The organism is Alterirhizorhabdus solaris (genome assembly GCF_007785815.1).
In the GTDB taxonomy this organism is placed as follows: domain Bacteria; phylum Pseudomonadota; class Alphaproteobacteria; order Sphingomonadales; family Sphingomonadaceae; genus Alterirhizorhabdus; species Alterirhizorhabdus solaris.
The window spans coordinates 33,805-57,884 of sequence record NZ_VNIM01000016.1 but is presented as its reverse complement, the minus strand read 5'-3'; the positions used below and the strand labels follow the sequence as shown (position 1 = coordinate 57,884).

General features: G+C 67.0%; 21 protein-coding genes and 1 pseudogene. 8 read left to right on the top strand and 14 right to left on the bottom strand.

Translation table 11 applies throughout. The features are described 5' to 3' along the window. Positions 1 to 153 (top strand): annotated as a pseudogene (locus FOY91_RS06080) (IS5/IS1182 family transposase); the annotation flags it as partial. A gap of 16 nt (positions 154 to 169) precedes the next feature. On the opposite strand, the gene FOY91_RS06075 reads toward FOY91_RS06080, so the two are convergent. The 5 genes from FOY91_RS06075 to FOY91_RS06055 form a co-directional block, all read right to left on the bottom strand. Beyond that, positions 170 to 2,584, bottom strand: a complete 2,415-nt coding sequence (locus FOY91_RS06075) for a TonB-dependent receptor (protein WP_162527155.1) — start codon at positions 2,582 to 2,584, stop codon at positions 170 to 172. 222 nt (positions 2,585 to 2,806) lie between these two features. After that, positions 2,807 to 3,691 carry an SMP-30/gluconolactonase/LRE family protein gene (locus FOY91_RS06070; RefSeq protein WP_145149157.1) on the bottom strand — a complete coding sequence of 295 codons (885 nt, stop codon included), beginning with the start codon at positions 3,689 to 3,691 and terminating at the stop codon, positions 2,807 to 2,809. 47 nt (positions 3,692 to 3,738) lie between these two features. Beyond that, positions 3,739 to 4,512 carry an SDR family NAD(P)-dependent oxidoreductase gene (locus tag FOY91_RS06065; RefSeq protein ID WP_145149156.1) on the bottom strand — a complete coding sequence of 258 codons (774 nt, stop codon included), beginning with the start codon at positions 4,510 to 4,512 and terminating at the stop codon, positions 3,739 to 3,741. A gap of 3 nt (positions 4,513 to 4,515) precedes the next feature. Further along, entirely contained in the window at positions 4,516 to 5,568 is a 1,053-nt protein-coding gene (locus FOY91_RS06060; RefSeq protein ID WP_145149155.1) for a cyclase family protein, read from the bottom strand. Next, positions 5,565 to 6,350: an SDR family NAD(P)-dependent oxidoreductase gene (locus FOY91_RS06055; protein WP_162527154.1), complete on the bottom strand. Its 786-nt coding sequence runs from the start codon at positions 6,348 to 6,350 to the stop codon at positions 5,565 to 5,567. Before FOY91_RS06055 ends, FOY91_RS06060 begins: the two co-directional genes overlap by 4 nt. Positions 6,351 to 6,582: 232 nt before the next feature. On the opposite strand from FOY91_RS06055, the gene FOY91_RS06050 reads away from it, so the two are divergent. The 6 genes from FOY91_RS06050 to FOY91_RS06025 are packed head-to-tail and all read left to right on the top strand — an operon-like array spanning position 6,583 to position 12,697. Beyond that, the gene (locus tag FOY91_RS06050; protein WP_145149153.1) at positions 6,583 to 7,545 is read left to right on the top strand and encodes an SDR family NAD(P)-dependent oxidoreductase; all 963 of its coding nucleotides are present in this window, start codon (positions 6,583 to 6,585) and stop codon (positions 7,543 to 7,545) included. A 52-nt stretch (positions 7,546 to 7,597) separates the two neighbouring features. After that, complete coding sequence (locus FOY91_RS06045) at positions 7,598 to 8,641, top strand: phosphotransferase family protein (RefSeq protein WP_162527153.1); 1,044 nt, start codon at positions 7,598 to 7,600, stop codon at positions 8,639 to 8,641. Positions 8,642 to 8,680: 39 nt separating this feature from the next. Continuing rightward, positions 8,681 to 9,628 (top strand): DUF7064 domain-containing protein, encoded by a 948-nt coding sequence (locus tag FOY91_RS06040; RefSeq protein ID WP_145149151.1) that lies wholly within the window; start codon positions 8,681 to 8,683, stop codon positions 9,626 to 9,628. Between the two features lie 43 nt (positions 9,629 to 9,671). Next, entirely contained in the window at positions 9,672 to 10,730 is a 1,059-nt protein-coding gene (locus FOY91_RS06035) for a zinc-dependent alcohol dehydrogenase (RefSeq protein WP_238995272.1), read from the top strand. Between the two features lie 18 nt (positions 10,731 to 10,748). After that, entirely contained in the window at positions 10,749 to 11,528 is a 780-nt protein-coding gene (locus FOY91_RS06030; protein ID WP_145149150.1) for a tyrosine-protein phosphatase, read from the top strand. Between the two features lie 38 nt (positions 11,529 to 11,566). Then, entirely contained in the window at positions 11,567 to 12,697 is a 1,131-nt protein-coding gene (locus tag FOY91_RS06025; RefSeq protein ID WP_162527152.1) for a phosphotransferase, read from the top strand. Positions 12,698 to 12,983: 286 nt separating this feature from the next. Here FOY91_RS06025 and FOY91_RS06020 read toward each other — a convergent pair whose 3' ends face one another. Then, positions 12,984 to 13,319, bottom strand: coding sequence for a tyrosine-type recombinase/integrase (locus FOY91_RS06020; RefSeq protein ID WP_145149148.1), 336 nt, complete (start codon positions 13,317 to 13,319; stop codon positions 12,984 to 12,986). Next, the gene (locus tag FOY91_RS06015; protein WP_145149147.1) at positions 13,316 to 13,564 is read right to left on the bottom strand and encodes a hypothetical protein; all 249 of its coding nucleotides are present in this window, start codon (positions 13,562 to 13,564) and stop codon (positions 13,316 to 13,318) included. The genes FOY91_RS06020 and FOY91_RS06015 overlap by 4 nt, the downstream gene beginning before the upstream one ends. 220 nt (positions 13,565 to 13,784) lie before the next feature. Here FOY91_RS06015 and FOY91_RS06010 point away from each other — a divergent pair, with 220 nt between their 5' ends. Beyond that, positions 13,785 to 15,245 carry a porin gene (locus FOY91_RS06010; protein ID WP_145149145.1) on the top strand — a complete coding sequence of 487 codons (1,461 nt, stop codon included), beginning with the start codon at positions 13,785 to 13,787 and terminating at the stop codon, positions 15,243 to 15,245. A 519-nt stretch (positions 15,246 to 15,764) separates the two neighbouring features. Here FOY91_RS06010 and FOY91_RS06000 read toward each other — a convergent pair. The 7 genes from FOY91_RS06000 to FOY91_RS05970 all read right to left on the bottom strand — a co-directional run bounded on the left by FOY91_RS06000 (position 15,765) and on the right by FOY91_RS05970 (position 24,072). Next, positions 15,765 to 16,844, bottom strand: a complete 1,080-nt coding sequence (locus FOY91_RS06000; RefSeq protein WP_145149140.1) for an AI-2E family transporter — start codon at positions 16,842 to 16,844, stop codon at positions 15,765 to 15,767. Between the two features lie 355 nt (positions 16,845 to 17,199). Beyond that, entirely contained in the window at positions 17,200 to 18,495 is a 1,296-nt protein-coding gene (locus FOY91_RS21960; protein WP_203234507.1) for a COG4315 family predicted lipoprotein, read from the bottom strand. Continuing rightward, positions 18,492 to 19,844 (bottom strand): DUF1552 domain-containing protein, encoded by a 1,353-nt coding sequence (locus FOY91_RS05990; RefSeq protein WP_145149138.1) that lies wholly within the window; start codon positions 19,842 to 19,844, stop codon positions 18,492 to 18,494. The genes FOY91_RS21960 and FOY91_RS05990 overlap by 4 nt, the downstream gene beginning before the upstream one ends. Continuing rightward, on the bottom strand, positions 19,828 to 21,519 hold the full coding sequence (locus FOY91_RS05985; RefSeq protein WP_145149136.1) for a DUF1592 domain-containing protein: 1,692 nt from the start codon (positions 21,517 to 21,519) through the stop codon (positions 19,828 to 19,830). The genes FOY91_RS05990 and FOY91_RS05985 overlap by 17 nt, the downstream gene beginning before the upstream one ends. Beyond that, positions 21,516 to 22,598 carry a hypothetical protein gene (locus FOY91_RS05980; RefSeq protein WP_145149134.1) on the bottom strand — a complete coding sequence of 361 codons (1,083 nt, stop codon included), beginning with the start codon at positions 22,596 to 22,598 and terminating at the stop codon, positions 21,516 to 21,518. The genes FOY91_RS05985 and FOY91_RS05980 overlap by 4 nt, the downstream gene beginning before the upstream one ends. A gap of 351 nt (positions 22,599 to 22,949) precedes the next feature. Continuing rightward, positions 22,950 to 23,639 carry a cytochrome b/b6 domain-containing protein gene (locus FOY91_RS05975; protein WP_238995271.1) on the bottom strand — a complete coding sequence of 230 codons (690 nt, stop codon included), beginning with the start codon at positions 23,637 to 23,639 and terminating at the stop codon, positions 22,950 to 22,952. Between the two features lie 4 nt (positions 23,640 to 23,643). Continuing rightward, positions 23,644 to 24,072, bottom strand: a complete 429-nt coding sequence (locus FOY91_RS05970) for a c-type cytochrome (protein ID WP_162527151.1) — start codon at positions 24,070 to 24,072, stop codon at positions 23,644 to 23,646. Between the last annotated feature and the right edge of the window lie 8 nt (positions 24,073 to 24,080).

Genomic DNA, 24,080 nt, shown 5'->3' with positions numbered 1-24,080 from the left:
TACGACAACCCCCGCTACCGGCCTCCCAGCCGCATCGAGATCATGTTCGGCCGCCTCAAGGACTGGCGCCGCGTCGCCACCCGCTACGACCGCTGCCCCACCGCCTTCTTCTCCGCCATTGCTCTCGATGCCACCGTCATCTTCTGGCTGTGATCAACGAGTCCTGACCCTAGAAGGAGACTGTAATATCAAGTCCATAACTGCGAGCAGGAATGAAGTTCAGCACCCCGATACCCGTGAACAAGGAATAGTCTCCCGGAAAACTCCCGGCCTTTTCATCGGTCAGGTTCTTTCCCCACAGCGCCAGTTCGGTCTTGATGCCGGCTATCTGAAAATTGCGCAGGGCGACCCGGCTATTCAGCAGCCAGTAGGCGGGAACCTCGCGAAAATTAGGATTGGCGACATAGATCGCCTGATCCGGGTTCTGGGCGAGACCCATGTCCGATTGATAGATACCGTCGGCGCGCAGGCTCAGGAAGGCATCGCCGAACAACGGTGGCGTCTCATATTGTGCGAACACGGTGCCCGTCCACTTCGGCCGAAACGAGGAAGGCAGGTAGCGCCCGCCGTTGACCGCCAGCAGAACCGGGTTGACGTTGTTGTACGTGACCTTGCTGTAGCCGAGCGTTCCGCCGACGGTGGCCCCCTTCACTGGCGCGGCCGTCAGGTCGAACTCGAAACCGCGTGCCTTGACGCCGCCGGCCGTCACCACGATCGTGCCAAGTACGCCCGCCCGGGTAGGATCGCCGGTCACCTGCGCGATGTAGGCGCCATAGTTGCTGGATGCCTGCGCCGCCTGATAATTCTGGTACGCCGCATGGTAGAGGGCTAGGCTGGTGCGAACGCGGCGGTCCAGCAGGTCGGCCTTGATACCGCCCTCCCACGATTTCGCCGTTTCCGGTGCGAACGGCACGCCGCCGACAGAGCCGCCGGAGACGAACGCCGTGGAGTATTTTCCATAGACCAGCGTGTCATCATTCGGTTTGTAGTTCACGCCGATCAGGTAATTCGGCTTGGTCTTCCTGTAGGTCGGGCTGACGAGCGATTGCAACGCGAGAGGGGTCGGGCCGTACAGGAGGGTGCTGTCCTTCTTGTCCTTCGTGACTCGGCCGCCGAGGATCACGTCGATCTGCGATGCAACATGGAATTCCAGCTGGGTATAGGCCGCCAGCGAGGTCACCTTGTTGAACGTTTCGCCGATGTTGGCGCTGGGAATTACGCCGTTCAGCGGCACGCTCAGGAACAGCGTATTCTGCAAGCGATGCGCGTTCGTATAGTCCTTGCCCTCGAACCATAGCCCGCCGACCGTGGCCGTCAGGAAATCCGACTGGTAATTGACTTGGACCTCGTCGCTGAACTGCCTCGTCCGGCTGCTGATCTGGATGCCGAGCCCGACGAAGGGTGAGCCGACAAACGCGGCGGGCAGGCCGAACAGCGGCGCCGCCGCCGCCGTGACTGGCAGGCCGGCGATACCGTCCAGCGCGGAGGTGTTGAAGATGAATGCCCGCCGGAAAGCGAAGACGTTCTTCACCGAGACGCTGTCCGACACGTCATAGGTACTGGTCAGGCTGTGGCCGTCGACATTCTGGATGTAGGGAACGACCCAGCCGTTATGGGCGGAGTCCGGTCGCTTGGTGCTCGTCACAATATCCACCGGCGTCGTCTGCGTGTTCAGCAGCGTGGTAATGAAGTTCGCGGCGCCGGGTATGATGATGTTGGAGGGCAGGAACGCCACCGGCACCGTCGCTTCGGCCGATCCGCGCCCCTCGTTACGGTCATATTTATAAACTGTCTTGAAGTCCCCGCTCTCGAATTTAAGTGCGCCGAACCAGGATTCCGAGTTCTTGCTGCCGAGCCATTTTGACGATCGTCGCACGCGGGCGACGTTGGACAGGCGCGAACTCGTGCGATCCCAGCGCTGTCCGGCATCCAGATTGCGGATGTCGCCGTGTCGCTCGTCATGCACGTAACTCACATAGCCCGAAAACGGCCCGATCTGGGGTGACTGCACGCTCACGCGGAAACGGTACTGGTCGCGATTGCCGACCGTGCCCGTCGCCGTGGCGCCGAACTCGCCGTTCGGCTCGCGCGTGGAAATGCTGATCGCGCCGGCGGTGGCGTTGCGGCCGAACAGCGTGCCCTGCGGTCCGCGCAGGATTTCGATGCGTTCCAGATCGGGTAGATCGAAAATCGAGCCGCGCGGCGAGGCGATATAGACCCCGTCCAGATACATCGATACCTGCCGGTCGGAGCCGGGCACGACGCCATAGCTTACCGCACCACGAATCGAGAAGGACGGGAGTTGCGAGCCGCCGGCGGAGGTCCGTACAGTGACGCCGGGCGCCAGCCCGCCGAGATCGGAAACCGAGACGACGCGATTGGCCTGAAGCGCCTCGCCGCTGAGCGCCGTCACGGCGATCGGCACGTCCTGAACGCTTTGCTCGCGCTTCTGCGCGGTAACGATGATGTCTTCGAGGCCGTTCTGCTCACCGCTTTCGGCGCTCTGCGCAAGAACAGGCGTTGCACTACACGCTAGCATCGCTATCGCTGAACTCATCGTCAGCAAGACGTGCTTGTTGATCATGCCCCCCAAGGCGACCTCCCCCATGAATGGATGCTGCTATATTGATTCAGCATTCTCGTGTCTTTTAGCGTATTTCAAAAATGACCCGGTCTGCAAGGAAATTTACATTCATTCCGCTTTTTCTAAACGGGTTTCTGGGACAGCGCCTTTCAAGGCGTTCTCCGTACGCAGTCACACCGCATACACGCGAGACGCCTATGGAAGCGCCGGGGCGGCACATCATCATGCCGCGCCGTGCTCGACGACGAACAGGTGCGATCGACTCGTGGCCAGATCGTCGTCTGGTGACAATGCAAGCCCGCACAGTAACAGCAGTTCACCTTCCTCGCCGCCGATGGCGCAGGCGAGGCATCGGTAGCCGTCGGGTATCGCTACGCCGTCGACGATCCCGCCGTCAGGCGCCACACGCAGGCAGCTGGACGAGTGGGCGTTGGCGACCCAGACATGCCCCCGACGATCGATCGCGCAACCGTCCAGGCCGATACCGTCGAGCGGGAGCGGCCGGCGGCGATCGTGACGGTGATCGGCATCGGGGCCGATCGCCGCCCAGATCCGGCGATCGTGCAGGCCGCCATCGCTGGCGCGGGCGAAGGCCGTCAGCCGTGGGCTGCCGGTTTCCGCGACGATCAACGTCGCGCCGTCCGCCGTTACCACCATGCCGTTCGGAAAATGCAGGCCGGTCGCGACTACGTCGGCCCGACCGGCGGGATCGACATGGATGATCGCGCCGGCAGGGCAGTCGAAGCCATATCTGTGGAAGTCCGGATCGAAGCCGACATAGATATGCCCGTCGGGCGTGACGGCCATGTCGTTGATATAGCCGTCGAGGTCGCCGCATTGTGCCGTCAGGTCGATATGGCGTGTGGCCGTGGCACTGCCCGGCCCGACGCGCATCAGCGTCCGGCTGTCCATCCCGACCGCGATCAGCGCGCCATCGGGCAGCCAGCCCAGGCCGGAGGGACGGTCTTCGAACGTGATCCTGTCGATCGTCCGTCCGCCCATGTCGAGGCAGCAGACGGCGCGCTCGACCATGTCGGACACCCACCACCGGCCGTTCCGCCAGCGTGCCCCCTCCAGGAAGCGACCTTCATGGTCCAGCCGGCGCATCGAACCTCACCCTCTCGATCTCTCCCGCCACCCCCGCACCCCACGGCTCAGTGAAAGCTTCTCCCGCCATCCGCAGCGAGCGTGATTCCGGTGACGTAGGAGGCGTCGTCGCTGGCGAGAAAGGCGATCGCCTCGGCAATCTCGATCGGATCGGCGGCGCGGCGCAAGGCGTAGCGCGCGATCGCTGCCGCCGCCAGAGATCCGTCGCCGCCATGCAGGAAGCCGGCCGTCATCGCCGTGTCGGCGAGACCCGGGCAAACGACGTTCGCGCGGACGCGCGGCGCCAGATCGGCGGCCAGCGCCTTGGTGAGCGAGATCAGGCCACCCTTCGATGCGGCATAGGCCGGTGCCCCGGCGCCAGACGGCAGTAACGCCTCGCCGCTCGCCACGTTGACGATCGACGCGCGCGGCTCGCGCTCGAACCACGCCAGCGCCGCCCGGCAGACCCGGTAGGGCGCGCTCAGGTTGATCGCCAGGACATGCGCCCACAACGACGGCTCCAGCCCGGCCAGTCGTGTGCCTTCACCCAGCCCCGCGCAGTTGATGACGCCGTCCAGCCCGCCGAGTGCCCCGCCCGCCGCTGCGACGGAGGCGTCGATCGCCTCGCCCGAGGCAAGATCGACGACGAACGCCGTGCCGCCGGTTTCGCGTGCGACGGATGCCAGACCGGCGCCGTCGATATCGACCAGCGCGAGCGTGGCGCCCTCACCGGCAAGCAGCCCGGCGGTCGCGCGGCCGATCCCGGAAGCGGCCCCGGTGATGTAGATGCGACGTCCGGCGAAGCGGGCGGCGCGGCCACGGGGATCGCGGGGCGGTCGCATCGCTCAGACCGTCGCGATCGGGGTAACGGGCGATCCGACCGCGCCCGGCAGCCGCAACGGCGGCGCGGTGAGCAGGAAGGCGCTGCGTTCGCGCGCCAGCAGCCAATCCGCCAGTTCGTGCAGCTGCCAGAGTTCGCCCAGATGGATGCCGAGCTTGAACAGGCAGAGTTCATGAAGCGGCAGCATCGACCGGTCGGGCGCGGGGGGCGTGGCGAGATCGACCCCCTCGATCGCCATGTTGTCCGAACAGATCGCCACGATCCCGCTCCTGTCGATCCAGTCGAGCAGGCGCAAGTCGCCACCGTCCAGTACCGCGCCCGTCTGTTCGAGGACGTGGAGGTCGGGCTGCCCGTTCATCGCCAGCACCGCCTCGTCGAGGCCGGTATGGAGCACGAGGAAGTCACCGGGCCGCACCTCCACCCGCTGCGCCGCGATCGCCTGCATGAGCATGTCGTGACCGACCCATGTCCGCCCCGGCCCGAAGGCCTGTCTGAGGCTGACGAGCACCGCCCGCCCCTGCACGCCGGCGGTCGCGAGGTTCTCGATCCCCAGCGCGGCGGCCCGCGGCCCGCCGGCCTCGGGGCCGATCAGATGCTCACCGGCGCGATAGCCGTTGTAATAGACCGTTTCGGCGATACCATCGTCGTCGGCATCGAACCTCTGGCCCCAATGCGCGAGAGAATCCCACTGCGTGGAATACTGGGTGTAGAGGATGACGCCGTCGTCGCACATCACGTCGTGCCCGGTGCCCCCGAACATCGTCATCGCGCAATTGAACGCGGGTATGCCCTGGACGCTCTCGACGAAGAGCTTCGGCGGCTTGCGCATCTCGCTGAGCATGCCCGGCAGGTCGAGCGGCAGGCTGAGGGTGAAGGCGATGCCGTCGCGCACCTCGCGGACCCCGCCGAGCCTGCGTTCGGGCGTGAGCAGGTTCATCCGGCCGACCTGATCGTCCGGCCCGAAATCACCCCAGTTCGCGCCGTCGGGGCGACGTTGCCAGCGTCTGCCGGTGGTGATGCCGTCGGCGGCGGTGTGAATGGCAGGCGGCTGGCTCATCCGGCAAGCAGCCCGCCGTCGACGTTGTACGTCTGCCCAGTGATGTAGGCCCCCTCGTCGCCGGACAGGAGCAGCGCGATGCCGGCAAGGTCCGCCGGTTCCCCCAGCCGGCCGAGGGGGATGGAACGTGCCATCGCCGCGTCGACCGTAGCGCCGGTGTCGCCAAGCGCGCCGCTGGCCACGATCCTGTCGCGCGCGTCGCGCCACATGCCGGTGTCGATAAAGCCGGGCGCGATCGCGTTGACCGTGATGCCGTGCGGCGCGAGCGCCAGCGCGGCGGACTGGGTAACGCTGACGACGCCGGCCTTGCTGGCGCCATATTGCAGCGCGCCCGGTTCGCCGCGCCGGCCGGACACCGAGGCGATGTTGACGATCCGGCCCTTCACGCCCCGCTGCACCATCGTGCGGGCGACGGCCTGGAGCGTGAAGAACAGCCCGATCAGATTGACGTCGAGCACCCGCTGGAAGCTCTCGCGGGTGATCTCGAGCAGCGGCTGCGATGCGGCGATCCCGGCGCAATTCGCCAGAATATCGATCGCGCCATGAGCCTTCATGGCAGCGGTGACGGTGTCGTCGATCGCCCGGTCGTCCGTCACATCGAGGTCGATGCCGGTCGCGTGGCCCCCCGCGTCTCGCACCGCGAGCACGGTTTCTGCCGTACCGCCGCCGCTGCGATCGGCGCACAGCGCATGTGCGCCTTGCGCTGCATAGGCGAGCGCGATGGCACGTCCGATGCCGCCCGCTGCGCCCGTTATCAGGGCCGTCCTACCGGCAAGTCTCATAGCCATCCCCTCCGCCGCCGGTTCGGGCCGGTCGGTCCTTTTATCCGAGTCCGACAGGCGATCGCGCCGCCGCCCTTAACTGCCGGATCGGATTATTCGCGAAAGCTAACCGGCGGCCGGACCAGCGTCAATGCGACGCGAAGGAAAAGAAACGAGCGTGTTGCAATAGATGCCACCCGCGTACAGTATCGCGGGAACAGCCGGCGAAGACCGGAAATGGAGAGAGAGCGCCATGTCGATTTCATTCGAGAGTCGGGTCGTCGTGGTGACGGGGGCCGGCGGTGCCCTTGGGCGCGTCTATGCCCGGGAGTTTGCCCGGCGTGGCGCCGCCGTCGTCGTCAACGATCTTGGCGGGACGGCGCGCGGCACCGGCAGCGCGCCCGACGCGGCGGATGCCGTGGTCGCAGAGATCCGCGCCGCCGGGGGCAAGGCCGTCGCCAGCTACGATACCGTGGCGACGCGCGAGGGCAGCCAGCGGGTGATCGAGGCCGCGCTCCACAGTTTCGGGCGGATCGACGTGGTTATCAACAACGCCGGCAACATCCGCAGCGATTGGTTTGGCGATGTCACCGAGGCCGATCTGCGCTCGCAGATCGATACGCACCTGATGGGCTCCTTCTTCGCCACGCAAGCCGCCTGGCCAGCGATGGTGGCGCAGAAGTATGGCCGTATCCTCTTCACCACCTCCGCCGCCGGCATGCTCGGCAATCGCGGGCAGACGGGCTACGGTGCGGCCAAGGGTGGTATCACCGGGCTGATGAACGTGGTGTCGCTCGAAGGGCGCCGGCTCGGCATCCTGTGCAACGCGATCCAGCCCAACGCGCACAACCGGATGGGCGAGGACATGGCACGCGTAATGGATGGGGAGGCCATCGACCGCTTCTCGATCGTGCCGGGGCTCGGCGCGTCGATGACGGCCGATTTCACCGTGCCGCTCGCGGTGTATCTGGCGAGCGAGGCGTGCCAGTCGTCGCACGCCGTCTTCTCGTCGCTCGGCGGACGGTTCGCCCGCGTTTTCACCGGCATCACCGCCGGGTGGCAGGGCGACCGGGACACGCCGGCGACGGCCGAGGAAGTGGCCGAGCATTTCGACGACATCGGCGACACGTCACGCGGCTTCGTCGTCCCGGACGATCTCATCAACGAGTATGAGCTTCTCCTCGCGCAGCCGGCGGGGCAGGCTGGCCGGCCGTGATCGCACCGCTTCTTGGCCCCGGCGGGTACGGCGCGGCGCGGCGGGCCGGCTGATGTCGCAGGTCATCCGCCGCGACCCCGAGACGCTGCGCCGAGCGCTGCTGCCCTGGCTGCACGAGCGACTGCCGGAGGCCGATGCGATCGAATTGCCGCTGCCGCGCAAGCCGGGCAGCGGCGGATCGAGCGAAACCCTCCTCATCAGCCCCACGATAAGACAGGCGGGCGTGACGCGCAGGGAGGAATGGGTTCTGCGCATCGAGCCGAGCGATCACCAGATCTACATGGATCCCGGCCTGCGCCGCCAGTTTCTCGTCATGCAGGCTTTGCACGCGCAGGGCGACGTTCCCGTGCCGGCGATGCTCTGGTACGAGGCCGATCCCACGACGCTGGGCGTGCCGTTCTTCGTCATGGAGCATGTGCACGGCCAGGTGATGCCCGGCATGCACCATTCCGGGGGGTTTCTGGCCGAGGCGCCGCCGGCCGCGCGCGAGGCGATCTGGCTGTCGGCCATCGAGACGATGGCACGGCTGCATCGTTTATCCGAGGCGCGGTTCCAGTTCCTCGCCCGGCCGGCGCTGGGATCGACCGGGCTCGATCAGGAGATCGCTTACTGGACCGATTACCTCGCGTGGAGCGGGGCGCCGGTGCGGGCAGAACAGGAACGGGCGCTGCGCTGGATGGCCGACAACCTGCCGGACGCGCGAGGTGGCGGCCTCGCATGGGGCGATGCGCGGCCCGCCAACATGATCTTCCGCGACGATAAATGCCGGGCGGTGATCGATTGGGAGACGACCTCGCTCGGCGGGGCGGAGACCGATCTCGGCTGGTGGCTGTTCTTCGACTGGAACGTCTCCGAAGGGAGCAAGATCGCGCGCCTGGAGGGCACCACCGATCGCGCCGGGACGATCGCGGCGTGGGAGCATTTCGCCGGACGCAGGGCCGAAGCGATGGAGTGGCACGAGGCGTTTGCCGCCCTCCGGTTCAGCATGATCGTCGACCGCGCCCGCCTGCTGGCCGAGCGGATGGGCCGGCCGGAAACCGTTCCCGCTGATGCCGGGCACCGGATCGCGGAGCGGCTGGTGGAACTCACCGCTTGACGGGGGCGGCCCCGCCCGCGCCACGATTGGAGAAGCAGGATGCGATCGATCACAATCCATGACGCGGCGGACGACTGCCCGCATCATGGCGCCACGGAAGACGGGTTTCAGGAGAGCGCGCTGTTCGTCTGGCATGATGCCAGGGCGGGCGTGGGCGGATTCTGGCGGATCGGGCAAGAGCCTGTGATCGGCCAGCTCAGTTCGTGCTTCGGGGTGTTCACGACGGATGGCGCGCGCTTCCGCTCGAACGTCACCGGCGTGCCGATGGCGACGGCGGATCGCGGTGAGACGCACATGGGCTGGGGCACGGCGCTGCGTGCGGACCTCGATACACTGGCGATCACCGCCGATTTCGCCGATCTGCAAGCCAGCCTGCGGTTCGAGGATTTCTTTCCGCGCTACGCCTTTTCCGAACTGGTCGGCAGCCCCGCCCGCACCGAGCATCACAAGGCCCATTTCGAGGTGGCGGGCAGCATGCGCGGGCATGTGACGATCGCCGGCCGCCGGATCGCGGTGGACGCGCTCGGCTACCGCGATCGCTCGTGGGGCGTGCGTACCTGGGGCACCTTGCGGGCGACGCGGTGGTGGCCGTCGGTCTTCGGCCCCGATCTGTCCGCGCACTGCGTCGCGGTGGTGGACGAGAGCTTCCACGGAGCCTTCGGATACGTCATGCGGGATGGCATCCCCTATACGATGCAGGACATCGACGTTGTCGCCGGCCTCGATTATGATGCGCTGAGCCCTCGCTCGGCCACCGCGCAATTCACCTTCAACGATGGCGAGCGTGGCACGCTGCATCATCGGCCCGGTGACGGCGTGGGGATGCACGTGCGCGGCTATACCGCAGTGGAATCGATCGGCACGGTGACGTGGGGTGACCGGGTCGGTATGTCGAACTTCGAGATCGCCACCAACCCGACCGGCGGTCGCAAGCCTCCGGTGGTGGCCTTCGGCGCCAATTTCACAGATGGCCTGAGCCGGCGATGACCGGGCACGCGACCAACCGTGCGGTCGCGATCGGCGACAGGCCGTGAGCGCGACGGACGCCAGCCCGCCGGCGGACAGCGGCGGGATCATGCGGGCGGCCATTTTTCACGGCCCCGGCACGCCCCTGACGATCGAGGATCGCCCCCTGCCTGTGCCGGGCGCGGGCGAGGTTCTGGTCAAGGTCTGCCGCTGTGGCGTCTGCGGCAGCGATGTCTCGATGACCGGGGATGCGCCGTTCACCTTCGCGCCGGGGCCGATCGGACACGAGTTCGCCGGCGAGATCGTCGAGGCGGGCAGCGGCGTCGCCGCGTTGAAAGCGGGCCGTCGTGTGGCCTGCCTCGCCTCGATCCCGTGTGGCGCATGCGCCGGCTGCCGCAACGGCAATCCCGTATTCTGCCTCGCCCCGCGTCGCGGGATCGGCGGCGGCTTCGGCGAATATGTCACCATTCCCGCGGCCGGCGCCCTCGCCTTGCCTGAATCGCTTAGCTTTGGCGATGGCGCGCTCATCGAGCCGATGGCCTGCGGGCTCCACGCCCTGCGGCTCGCCCGCCTCGATCCGGGGGCGCATGTGCTGGTGCTCGGCGCCGGATCGATGGCGCTGTCGATCATCTACTGGGCGCGACGCTTCCGGGCGGGGCGGATCGTCGTTGCCTCGCGCTCGGCGCATCGGCGGGAAATCGCGATGGCGATGGGGGCCGATGCCTTCCACAGTTTCGCCGACGACGATCCGGCCGATCTGGCGTCCCTGCTCGGCGACGGCCCCGATCTTGTCGCCGAATGCGTCGGCAAGGCGGGGATGCTGGGCGAGGCGGTCCGCTACGTCAGGCCGCAGGGCACCGTCGTATCGCTCGGCATGTGTCAGAAGACCGAGCCGGTGATGCCCGCCATGCTGACCTTCAAGGAAGTGCGGCTGCTGTTCCCGGTGGCCTATTCGGTCGAGGAATTCGCCGAAACGGCACGCGCCTTCGACGCGGACGGCGTCCATCCGGAGATGATGGTCAGCGATGTCATCGGGCTCGATGCACTGCCCCGCGTGCTGGAGGATATGCGCAACGGCACCCATGCCGGACTCAAGGTTCATGTCGATCCGGGACGGCGCTGACGTGCAGGAGCGAATGTGGTGAGCGATCGATCGCGGGAGGCTCTGGCCGAACTGGAGCATGCGTACAATTTGCGCGATCTCGGTGGTGCGATGACGGTCGATCGCCGGCGCGTCCGCCACGGCTTGCTGTTTCGATCCGCCGCCCTCTGCGAGATCGACGATCGGGAACGCGCCCTGTTCGAGGCGATGGGGCTTGCCCTGCTGATCGATCTGCGAACCTCTGCCGAGCGGGCGCACGCGCCGACCGCGATCCCGGTCCGCGCGTGGTCGCGCGATTACGGCGGCAGCGGCGGCGAGATCCACACGATCTGGCGACAGCCCGATCTCACCCCTCAGGGTGCGCGCGCGCTGATGCTGGATGTCTATCGCGCCATGCCGGACGAGCAGGCGGCCGCTTATGCCGAACTGCTCCGCCGGATCGCCGATGGCGATCTGCCGCTGCTGTTCCACTGCACCGCCGGCAAGGATCGCACCGGGGTCGCCGCCGCGCTGTTGCTCGATCTGCTCGGCGTGCCGCGTGAAGCGATCGAGGCGGATTATCTGCGCACGCGCACCACCCTGCGCCACGGCCTTGCCCGCGTGCGCGCGGCGCTTGTCGAGATGGGCCTGCCACGGTGGTCGGATGCGGTGCTGGAGCCGGTGCTCGGCGTCGAGCCAGATTATATCGAGGCGATGTTCCGGTCGGTCGAGCAATCGTGCGGGTCGGTAGCCGGCTATGCCAGAAACCGGCTGGGGATGGGGGAGGAGGCGATCGCACGCCTCCGCGACCGGCTGCTCACCCCGCCCACGAACGATTGAGCCTGACGGACGATGCGAGGAGCAAGAGGATGCCTGCGATGAACCAGACCGACGCCCGCCCGCTGCCGCTCCGCCTGGAGGATATCGACGCCGACTGGATGACGCGCGCCTTGCGGACCCGCGCGCCCGGCGTCACCTGCGAGGGCATCGAGGTCGTCGACCTCATCAAGGGTACCTGTACCAAGATCCGGCTGCGACTCTCGCTGGACGACGCCGGCCGCGCCGCCGGCATCCCCGAACTGGTCATCCTGAAGGGCGGATTCGAGGAACACAGCCGGGCGATGTCGCTGGTGCACGATGCCGAGGTCCGCGGCTATCGAGACGTCTTCCCGGTCGTCGATCTGCCGGTGCCGACGTGCTATTTCGCCGATTTCGATCCTAGCGACCAGCAGGGTATCGTGATCCTGGAAGACCTGCTGGAACGCGACGTCGCGTTCTGTTCCGCGCTCGTCCCCCAGAGTTTCGAGCAGTCGCGCCGGCGGCTCGACGCGCTCGCGCGTTTCCACGCGCAGACGTGGCAGAGTGCGGAACTCGAGCCCGGCGGACGATGGCACTCTTTTCCGGAAGGCGAGGCGCAGCTGCGCGATTACATGAACCGCTATCTGGAGAAGCCGGAGGAGTGGCGCCGCTTCGTGCTCTCGCCGCGTGGCGCCTGCACGTCGGTGCGGTTTCACGATCTCGGCCGGATCGTCTCCGCGTTCGACAAGCTGGTGACGATCTCGCGCCGGCTGCCGCACTGCATCGTCCACGGCGATACGCACCTCGGTAATCTCTACCACAACGCCGACGGCAGCCCGGGTTTTCTGGACAGCCTGCCGGGGCGTGGCCCGGGCATACGCGAGGTCTGCTACCATCTGGTCGGCGCGCTCGACACCGACGACCGGCGGCGCTGGGAAGGCGCGCTGGTGCAGCATTACCTCGAGACGTTGAGCAGCCTCGGGGTGGAGGCACCCTCCTTGGACGCGGCGATGGAGCAATATGCGGCGTTCCTGCTCGATGGCTACATCATCTTCATGGTCAACGAGTCGTTCTACCAGCCGGAATCGATCAACACGGCGTACACGGCACGTTTCAGCACGGCGATGATCGACCATGCGACGCTGCGGGTTATCGACGACCTCGACCGCAAGGGCGGGCCACGAACCGCGTCTGCGGCCTCCGCCCTGTAGCCACCGGATGATCGCGCGGGGATGCGACAGGGCTCAAATCGAGCCGCGCACCGGCCGTTCTGGTCCGTCGACCCGACCAGCGCTCATCGCCGCACGAAGCTCTTGCGCCCCAGGGTTGTCCACACACGAACCTACGACGGCCGCAGTATCTCACAGCTACGTTTGTGCAGTGGCCGTCCACGCCATTACGTCAACTACCAAGTGTCCAGCCCAGAGTAGCGCTAGCCGTCAAAGCTTGGCTCGGAACGGTTTCAGGAAATTGCGGCGATCGAACTTTGCACCAACATCAACCCTGCAGACCGTTCTCGAGATACGCTTGCCAGACCCGCATAAGCTCGCGCCGCTTACGCAGCAGATCGCCCCGGCGGTAGGCCCTCTCCACGGCATTGCTGATGGCATGCGCGAGGGCCATTTCGACGACTTCGTTGGCGACGCTGGTCTCTTCGGTTGCCCAATCACGAAAGGTCGAGCGGAGCCCATGCACGGTTCCTCGCTCGCGGGGTACGCCGGCTTCGCGGAGTGCCTTCGCCATGGTGGCATCGCTCATCGGCTTTCTGCCGCCGGCCCCCGGAAACAGATAGTCCCCGGTTCGCAGCTCTGTCGCTCGCTCGACAATCGTCATCGCGCGATCGCAGAGTGGAACGACATGTTGGTCCAAGTGCGCGCGTCATGATCGATCTCGCTCCACACCGCGCCCCGAACCTCGCCTGACCTCGCCGCGGTCAGCAGCAGAAACTTCAGCCCGAGGCGGCCGAAGGTTTCAGGCCCGCTCCGCAGCATCTGCGCGAGGGCGGGAGCCTCGGCGTAGGGCAAAGCAGCGAAATTGCTGCCAGCGGGTGAGCCGGCCGGCCGCATCCCCATCGCCATCAGGTGGCACTGAAGCAGCGGCCAACCTTGATCCGCGGCTTCCTCGGCCCCCCCCTCCACCCTATCGCTGTCGTCATAGGGTGGTTGCGCGGCTCAGCCCGGCAGGAAGGAGCCCGATCAGCCGATCGGGCCGTATCACAAAACTGTTACATAAGCGGCGCTATAGGTTCGGTCGTCATTTGGCATTGGCGCGCCGTGCCCAGATCGGAAGAGAAACACCGTGCGCTATGCACTTCGTATCACGGCGGCGTCGCTGCTCGCCGCGCCGGCTGCCGGCCAGGCGCAATCGGTGGCAGACCTTCAGCGTCAGATCGATGAACTGCGCGCGGAATTGAAGGCCGAGCGCGCGGCGCGCCTCGCCAACACAGCCGCGGCGGCGCCCCCACCCGCCGCATCCGCGATACCCGCCGGGGTGCAGACCGCGCCGACCGGGCAGCTGGCGACGGCGCCTCCCCTCGACGGCCCTTCCCTCGGCGGCAAGGCGACCGTCCCGCCGCAGACAGTCGCGCTGACCGAGGCGAAGCCGCCCAAGAAGGCGTGGTACGAGAAGCTCCAGCTGCGCGGCTACACGCAGATGCGGCTCAACGAGATCGTGAGCAGCGACGACGCCCCCGCCGGACGGTCGCGGCTGCGCTCGGTGCACGATTCTTCGGTGACCGAGACGAACAACTTCTCGCTGCGCCGCGCCCGTCTGGTCCTTCAGGGGAACGTCTCCGACCGCGTGGCGATCTATTTCCAGACGGATTTCGCCTCGGCGGTGAACGCCCAGTCCAATGGTGAGCGGCGCGAGCATTTCGGCCAGCTGCGTGACGCCTATGTCGACGTGTTCGTCGACCGGGATCATGAATTCAAGCTGCGCTTCGGCCAGTCGAAGGTGCCGTTCGGGTGGGAGAATCTCCAGTCCTCGTCCAACCGGCTGACGCTCGACCGATCGGACGGGATCAACAGCGGCACGATCAGCGAGCGCGATCTTGGCATCGTCGCTTATTACACGCCCCGACATGTGCAGAGGATATGGGACCGGCTCGCCAAGGACGGCCAGAAGCTGTTCGGCAATTACGGTGCGTTCGGGCTGGCGGCCTATAATGGCCAGGGCATCAACCGCACCGAGCAGAACAACAACCTGATGACGGTGGCGATGGCGACCTGGCCCTTCGAACTGGACGCGCTGGGCAGCGCCTTCGAGGGGCAGGTGCTCGAACTGGGCGGATCCGGCTATCGTAACAAATTCCGGCCCGAACTCCGCACCGGCGGGGTGAGCGGCGTCGATTATGCCGATAACCGGATCGGGGTACATGCCATCCTCTATCCCCAGCCGTTCGGGATACAGGCGGAGTGGAACTGGGGGCGCGGCCCGGAATACGACCCGGCCGCGCGCGCGATCCGTTCGACGAAGCTCGAAGGCGGTTATGTGCAGGCGATGTACAATGTCGGCGACATCGGGCTCGGCAAATTGATGCCCTATGGCCGGTGGCAGCATTACCGCGGTGGCTGGAAGGCCGGTACCAACGCCCCCCGGCTGGAAACCGACGAGATCGAGGTCGGTGTCGAGTGGCAGGTTTTCGAGGCGTTCGAGTTCACCCTGGCCTATGCGAACATGAAGCGCCGCGAAGCGGACGAGCGCCGGACCGGTCGCGCCGAGGGCGACCTGATCCGCGCCCAGGTCCAGTTCAATTATTAGTCCTCGGCGACGCACGGCAACCGCCGGGACATCAGGCCGAGCGTCGCGACGGGAACGCGGTTTCGGACTGGCTCGACAAGGCGGGTGACGAGCAACTGATTTGGTCGCAGGTTTACGGCGCTGAATTCGATCGGTTGTCGGAACGCCAGTCAGTCATGCCTCGTCCTACACTCTGTCGTTCCGCGCCAGAGCACCGGGGCAGACTCACCCGGTGCCACTTTCTGGAATGCGACCAGAAAACGTCGAAGCTCTCGCCCTGATGCTTGCCCCCATATCGGCGAGGCAATGGCATGGCATGGCATGGCAAGGCAAGGCAAGGCAAGGCAAGGCAAGGCAAGGCAAGGCAAGGCAAGGCAAGGCAAGGCAAGGCAAGGCAAGGCGGTGATCGGCTGACTTCTGCGGTGGCGGCAAGCAGGATCGCAGATGGCATAATGGTGGCGGTACGACCTGCTACAGACGGTTCGTTCAGCATCGAGACGCCTCGGCATGGGCGACCCGCCGCAATGCGTCCGCCCCGGCCTAGGAAGCGGCCTTCGGCGCAGCGTCGGCCAGACGCTGCTCGGTCAGGATCTGCCAGCCCGTGATGAACAGCGCACCGGCGAGCGGACCGACGACGATACCGCTCAGGCCGACCAGTTCGATGCCGCCGAGCGTGGTCACCAGGACCAGCCAGTCGGGAATGCCGGTGTCGCGGCCCACGAGGATCGGCCGCAGGATGTTGTCCGCCAGCCCGATGAGCAGCACGCCCGACGCGATGACGACGATCGCCTGCCAGATCGCGCCGGTGGCCAGCAGGTACACCGCGACCGGCACCCAGATGATTGCCGGGCCGACCGCCGGCAGCAATGCCGCCACGGCCATCAGCATGCCCCAGAGCAGGGCCGCCGGGAGGCCGACGATCCAGAATGTGATCGCGCCGAGCGCCCCCTGCACCAGCGCCACCACGCCGGACCCCTTGATGGTGGCGCGCACGACGGCGACGAACTTGTCGGCGAGACGGGCGGCGACCGCCGGCTCCAGTGGCAGGGCGCGGACGATCGACGGCCCGATCCGCTCGCCGTCGCGCAGCAGGAAGAACGTCACGTAAAGCCCCACGCCGAACGCGAGCAGGAAGGCCGCGGCGTTCGCCCCGATCGAGAATGCCTGACGGGCGATCGTGCTGACGCTGTTGCTGACCGACTGCGAGAGCCGCGCCTGCGCCCGTTCGAAGCTGTTGAAGCCCGACGTATCCAGCAGATGCTGGAGGCGGAACGGCAGGGCATCGTGCATCTGTTTGAAGTACAGCGCGAAATTGATCTGCCCGCTGCGCATCTGGCCATAGACGCCGGCGGCCTGCTCGACGACGAGGCTGGCGATCACGATCGCCGGGATGACGACCGCCACGGTGATGATTAGGATCGTCAACGCCGCCGCGATGTTGCGGCGGCCGGGCCACCGCGCCAGCAGCTTCTGGAACAGGGGTTGAAACAGGAGCGCCGCCAGTGCCGCCCACAACAGCGCGCTGATGAAACTGGAAACGACGAGCGTCAGCCCGATCGTGATGAGCGCGAGGAAGAGGATCAGGCCGCCGCTCTCGACGCGATTCCGGGCGATGGTCATGGCTTCTGCTTTCTACGGGACTACCAGCCGTGGACGATTTGATGCCGGCCCTCGCCCTGACGCTTCGATCCGCCGCCGGTTCCGTGGACCCGGAGATAAGATGTTTCCGGAAGGGAGGCCGGCAACATGACCATCAGGTCCGGCGGGGAGCCGGCCGAAGGCCCTCGGGTCACAGGAAATTGCAGGTCATGATGGCGCAGGTCGCCCGATAAACGGAGCCTTGCCCGCTCCACCCGATCCCCCCGCCTGCACAGCTGGCGTCAGAGGGGCATGCGCTCCGTATCGTGCGCGCGCCATCGAAAGGCGGCAGATGAATATGAGGGGATAGCCGCACGTCCCGTCGCCGAGCGCGCCGTCAGTAGATGCCGGGGCCGGGCACCACGACCGCGTCGAACGAGGAACGGCTGAAATAGTTGATCCAGTCGCCCAGCGTCTGGCCCGGCTCGTCGTCGTCGACGAAGGTGTAGAGCGGGCGCCCGCGATAGGCCCACGCCTTCACCCGCGGCGCTTCCGGCGGGGCGGTGGCGCCGGCCGGGTCGAGGAAGGGCGGATCGGCCACCTCCTCGATCGTCCATTCGCCGGAGGGGCGCGCGTTCGCCGCCGCCCGGTACGGCCGCCAGCGCCGCGAGCATTCCTTGGCGTCGCCGCACAATGCCGACCAGTAGGCGGCCGCATCCCCCGCATCGTCGCAGGGCAGGAAGTCGGGCACCTCGCTCTCGGTGCAGGAGAAGCGGTAGAGGGTCATGCCGGTGTCGGTGGTGTACACCTTGCCCAGCAGGGTCGTGCGGGTGCCCACCTGCGCCGGGACGGGCGCAGCGCGACGATAGAGCGCCGTCGCCCAGCCCCCCTCGCGCTGTGCGTCCGCATCGGTAAACCCGTCGGGAAGAACATAGAGCGGCTCGCGGTCATAGGCATATTGCTTGATCCCGCCGGCATCGAAGATCGTCCATTTCCCTTTGACCGTGCCGAAACTCGGCGCCACCACGGGCTGGAGAAGTTCGGCGGAGGCGGACACCTTGCGGCGGAGGCGCGCGCCCCGCCTCACATAGGCGGGCCGGCCATCGGCGGTGGCGAGGACCAGCCCTTCCTCCCGCCGCACGAGCCGGAAGCCCGGGGGAAGCGTGGTCGGCGCCATCGCGGCAGCCCACAGCGGCAGGTTGGGCAGGCCGCCCTCGCCGTCCACGTCGCCCGGCCTGCGGTCCTTTCCGGACGTATAGAGCGGCTTGCCCTCATAGGCCCACTGCTTCGCCCCGCCCTCGCGCGCGATGAGCGACCAGCTGCCGGCCGGCCTGGCATCGGCGCCGGCAAGGAACGGCGGCCATTTCTCCATGCAGGTCTTGCGCGCTCGGGCGGCCGGCAGCGGCACCTGGCCGAACTGGCGCCCGTTCTGCATCGTGTAGCGCGTACCGGTGCAGGCCGACTTGCCCGGCGTGGCCTCGTCGATGCGGTAGGTGTAGAGCGTCCGGCCCGCCATGTCGGTGAGGACGGACCCCACCTCGGTATCCCGCACCAGCACCGGCGCGCCGCCGGAGGACGCGGCGGGATCGACCGGCCCGCCGGTGGCCGCGGCCAGCGCGGCGGGCGCGGCGAGCCAGAAAAACAGGCCGAGGCGTGCCCCCCGCGCCCGCAGCACCGATGCGGTCCGGGTCATGTCAGGATCTCGCCCAGCTCGCGCGACGTCTCCATCGACTGGGTGCCCCAGCTGGCGACCGGCACGTCGTACAGCCGCTGCAACGTGTAGCCCAGCCGCGTGCCCGCCTCGCCCTTGCCGTCGACATGCAGCCCGGTCTTGACGCGACCGTTGAGCTTGCCGGCGGTAAACATCGGGATGCCGGCGACCGAATGGGTCTTGGCCAGGTTGCAGTCCGAGTGGGCGTAGAGCAGCGAATGGTCGAGGAGCGAGCCGTCCCCCTCCGGCGTGTCCGCCATCGCCTTGATGAGATAGGCCCAGGACTCCATCGCGCGCCCGACGAACCACGAGGCGTTCGGCTGATAGCCGAGCGCGGAATCCATCGCTTCCTCGTGGGTATAGCCGTGGTGCGTCTTCTCCTGCCCGTTGCGGGTCAGCGAGGAGCCGCTGTCCGAATAGACCATGTTGAACACCTTGGTCTGGTTGCACGACAGCGCCATCACCATCAGGTCGACCATCGCCTTGTGTCGTTCGGCCACGCGCTCCACGTCGAGGCCGATCGGGATGTCCTTGGGCGGCTTGCCCGGCACCCGGCAGTTCGGCGCCGCCGGCGGCCGTTCAAGCTGCATCGCCAGCCGGTTTTCCAGTTCCCGCACCGAGGTGTAATATTGATCCAGCCGGGCACGGTCCGCCGCCCCCAGCGTCTGCTCCAGCGCCTTGCTCTGTTCGGTGACGCCGGACAGGACGCTCTTGCGGATCATCACCTTGGGATCGGGCGTGAAGGTGGCCGAGTTCGGATCGACGAAGTCCGTGCCGAACACCTTCTGGTAAAGCTCCAGCGGCGAGATTTCGGCCGGGTTCATCGAATCCGCGTCGCGGAAGCTCATGCTGTCTCGCGGCTTGCCGGTCGCGGCGATGTTGAGGACGCTGAAGCGGCTGCCGCCCCCGATCCTGTCCGATACCGCGCAGTCGAGGCTCTGCCCGGGCTTCGACGCCCGCGAGGTCGGCGCGGAGCCGCAGCGCAGCGCCACCCAGCCCGAATAATGGCAGAGATTGGGACGGCCATCGTTGAACACGTTGAAGTTGGTATAGACGTTCAGATGCTGCCGGACGGCCGCCAGCGCCTCCAGTTGCTTGGGCAGCACGTAGTCGGCACCGGTCGTCTTCGGAACGAAGATGTTGTTGTCGACCCCCAGCCCCCAGAACCAGGTGCCGAACCGCATCGGCAGCGGCTTGCCGGTCGCCGCCATCGCCGTGCCGTTGCCGTCGAGGAAGATGTCGAGGAACGGGAGCGTCACCGCGACCGCAGCACCGTTGAAGATGCCGCGCAACACGCGGCGGCGGTTTGGCTTCTCAGTTCCGAGCAGCATGGCTGTTCCCCGTTCCGCGCGAATTGATGGCGACGACGGCCGGTCTGTCCGCCGGCGCGACGGCGAAATAGGATCGGCTGAGAATGATCGAGCCGAGCATGTCCTCGATCCGGTAGCCGCGACGATCCAGCTCCGACTGGAGGTACTTGAGGAGCGGCGCGTCGCCCGGCGTGGGCGCCCTGCCGGTGCTGTAGCCGTAGAGCCGGTTGACGATGCAGGTGCGCAGCGCCGGCTCGTCGCGGACGGCACGGCCGAGGCCGGCCGGATCCTTGAAGGCGACCTTGTTCAGCGATCCGCTGGGATCGATCGACATGCCATGTTCGGCCTTGCGCCACTGGCCGGCGCCGTCGAAATTCTCCAGCGCCAGACCCATCGGATCGGTCAGCGCGTGGCAGCCGCGGCAGGTGGGCACGGTCGCATGCGCCGACAGCCGCTCCCGCGCGGTCATCATCTTGGCGCTCGGCTCCTCGAAGGTGGAGAAGTCGACGTCGGGCGGCGGATCGGGCACGTTCTGGCACAGCAGGATCTCGCGCATCGCCCGGCCCCGCCGCGTCGGCGAACTGCGCCCGGGATGCGAATGCTGCGCCAGGAACGCCACGGAGGTGAGCAGCCCGCCGCGCGGATCGTCCGCGCCGAAGTCATAGGGCTGCCAGCCCTGCGAGCCACGGTTCACCGGCACGTTGTAGATGACGCCCAGATCCGAGCTCATGAACGTGTGCTTGGTGGTGAACAGGTCGCGATAGTCGCCCTTGCGCACGATCAGATGATCCACGACGGTGCGCAACACCTGCTCGCGCGCCTCCTGTGCGACCTTGATGCTGAAGGCGGGATAGATCTCGCCGTCCTTGCTCAGCGTATCGAACGATTCCAGATCGAGATAATCGCTGAAGAACGCGCGCAGCCCGCGCTCGAACCGGGGCGACGCCATCATCCGCGACACCTGCCGCCGCAGCGCGGCCGGGCTTTCCAGGCCGCCGCGTTCCGCCGTCTTCAACAAATCCTCGTCCGGCGCGGAATCCCAGAGCAGGAAGCTGAGGCGCGAGGCCTTGGAATAACCGTCCAGTCCCCACACGCCGGTCGGGCCGGGGCTGCGCTCCGCCGTCTCGGTGATGAACAGGAATTGGGGGGAGACGAGCATGCCGCCGAGGCTGAACGCGAGGCCCGCGTAGAAATCGCCGCTGCGTTCCGCCGCCTGCCCCGCCTGCCCGACCGCGCCGGCCAGTTCCGCCTGCGTCATCGGGCGACGATAGAGGCGCCGCCCCGCCCCGGCGAGGAAGGCGGTGGCGCAGGCATCATCCCGCGTGGCCGCATCCACCGGGCGGCAGGGAACGAAGATATCGCGGTGGCGCGTGTCGAGGATCTGCCGCGCCATCGACCGCGCCGTCGCGTCGAGCGGATCGAGCACGCCCGGGGTCAGCCCCGCCTTCGCCGCGCCGATCGCCACGAGGCCGCTGGTCCGGTTGACCGGCGCGAACCGCACCTTGGCGACGATATCCGTGCCGAAGATGTCGGCGATGGTGTTGGCATACTGGCTCTGCGTCATCAGCCGCATCGTCGGCGCGGCGGGCGGGACGGCCGGCTCGGCCACCGCCGTCCGCGCCGGTCCGGCCGCCGCGCCCACCTTCGCCTTGTCCGCCGCGCAGCCGAACAGCAGGCCGCCGAGCGCGGCCATCATGACGGGATAGCCGATGCCCCGTGCAGGCCGGCGGGATCGGAACAGGGGCATCGTGCGTGCACCATCGTCGCGGCAGCCGTGCGTTGCTGCGGGGTTTCGGGATGGGCGATGAAGGCCCGGACCGTCTCGACGCGATAGGCCGCCGAGATCGCGGTGCACTGCCCCGTCTTCGGATCGGGATAACCGTCTGCATAGCGCATCAGCGCGCGATACTGGCTGGGCGGGCTGTTCTGGGCGGCAGGCATCGCGATGTGGTGGGCCTTCTGGCTGTTCCACCAGATCTTGTTGTCCTCATAGCCGGCGAGCATCGCCACCGGCCATGATCCGGCGAGCGGGATACGCAGCTGGAGATCCCGTATCCGCCGCTCCGCGACCTTGGCGATCCACCGGATCGGCAGGCGCGCCGTGGCATCCGGATCGGGATCGGTGATGAGCACGCCATCGACGATCCTGCCGCGCAGCTTCGTGCTGTATTCGGGAAAGCGGGCATCGATCCGCTGGGTGAGGAACGGGATATACTTGCCGGCGGGGTCGCGCGTCAGCCGGTCCTCGCCCTTGTAGATCGCGACCTCGACCTGCGGATCGTTGCGTTCGTCATCGACACCGGTGATCTCGATCAGGATGCGATTGACCGGGTTGGTGTAGATCTCCTCGTTGTAGAAGGCGTCGGAGAAGCCGCCCTTGCGCCAGCCCTTCGTGCAGCCGACCACGCGGGCGAGCTGGTTGTCGACCTGCACCCCTTCCGGGCTGGCGAATTTGGCGTGGGCGCAGGTGCGGGGAGTCGCCTTTCCATCGGCGGTGCCGTCCAGATTCAGGCCGTATCCCGTCCTGGTGGTCAGTTCGCTCGGGGGAATGGGATCCTCCACCGCCATCGGCGAATAGTTGGTGAGCTCCCCGTTCGGCCCGCGACTGTAAGGATGACCGAATTTCCGGCGCAGTTCGGCGTGGTCGGGCTGCGCCTCGGCATTGGTATAGTCGCCGGCGGTATAGCCGGTCGAACATTCGTTCTTCGGATCGTCGGTTTCGTGGAGAGCGTGATGCCAGCCGGTGATGACCAGACCGATGGTTCCCGTGGGCACCTGCGAAGCGGCCGGCTGGATCGCCACCCCCGCCGAAAAGGCCAGCGCGCCAAAAAAGGAAATCGCAAATCGATCTCGAGTACGAGCGACCCGGCCAAACATTTACATCCTCTCGGTCGCTGCTTTGCGCAGCTTGTCCTATAATGATGTACGACAAGGTTACGTTTGACAACAGCGAAGTTCTCGCGGATTTCCGCCGTTTATACGCCGATCGGGCCGACAGGATGTGCGCTGTTCGATGGCGGGCGAGTCGTTTTAGCCGGTTCGGGCGGCCCTGATCGACGGCACAGGCACCACCGTGCCGCTCTGGCAGGCATGTCCTCGTGAACGACGGGCGGCGCGGGAGCCGCGCTAGAAGTGCAGCCCTTGCGAGATGAACCAGCCGGTGACCGCGGCCACCGTCGCGGCGATCACGAAGTTGCGGCGCGGGGCGCGGGTCATGCCGCGTGCGACGTCGCCCGTCTTCCGGCCTCCGACGATCATCGGGCCGACCAGGTTGTCTCGCTTGTAGAGCAGGTAGAACAGGATCGCGAAGACGTGCAGCACCACCAGAACCTGCAATACCGTAAAGCTGATCTCGTGCACTTCGGCCAGCAGGCGCCCCTGATCGAAGCTCACCCGCTCCGACAGCGGCCCGGATTCGATACCGTCGACATCGACCGCGAAAAGACCGGTGCCGACCTGCACCATGATGACCAGCAGCAGCGCCAGCACGCTCAGCGCGCCGACCGGGTTGTGGCCCACGCCCGCACCGGGCGCACGCTTGCGCAACGTACCGGCATAACGGCGTATTTCGGCCGGCCCCCTGACGAAGGCGGAGAAACGCGCGGTGCTGGAGCCGATGAATCCCCACAGGATGCGGAAGATCAGAAGGCCGAGGATGGCGAAGCCCGAATAGCGATGCCAGTCCATCATGTGGTTTTCGGCCGAATACCACGAAAAGGCGATCAGCCCGACGATCGCCCAGTGCACGATGCGGACAGGCACGTCCCACACCGCGATGCGCCCCGGACCGGGCCCGGCCTTCGGAGGGATCGGCAAGACCTCAGTCCTCGTCGCGGAACTGCTGATGGCAAGCCTGGCACGCCTTGCCGAGGGACCGCGCCTGGGCCGCGATCGCCGCCACGTCCGCCCCCCTCGACGCCAGGACGAGCTTTCCGGCCTCCCCGGTGGCGGCGGCATTCAGCCGTGCGAATTCCGGCCACTTGGTCCAGATCGTCGGCAGCGCCTTGGTCCTGACGCCGGACGAAGGCCCGGACCCGGCGGGGAACAGGCTGCCGACCTGCCTGAGGTTGCCGGCGATCAGCGATGCGGAGCTGCCGATCAAGCCCCTGTCCGGCGCGCTTTTCTTCACTTCGTCGTTGATCGACTTGAACGCCTTGCCGATCTCCCGATACTTGGCCTTGCGCGCCTGAATGATCGTCTCCGGTGCGGCGGCCTGTACCGATGCGCCGACCGACGCGAGCAGCGCCACGCCCGCTC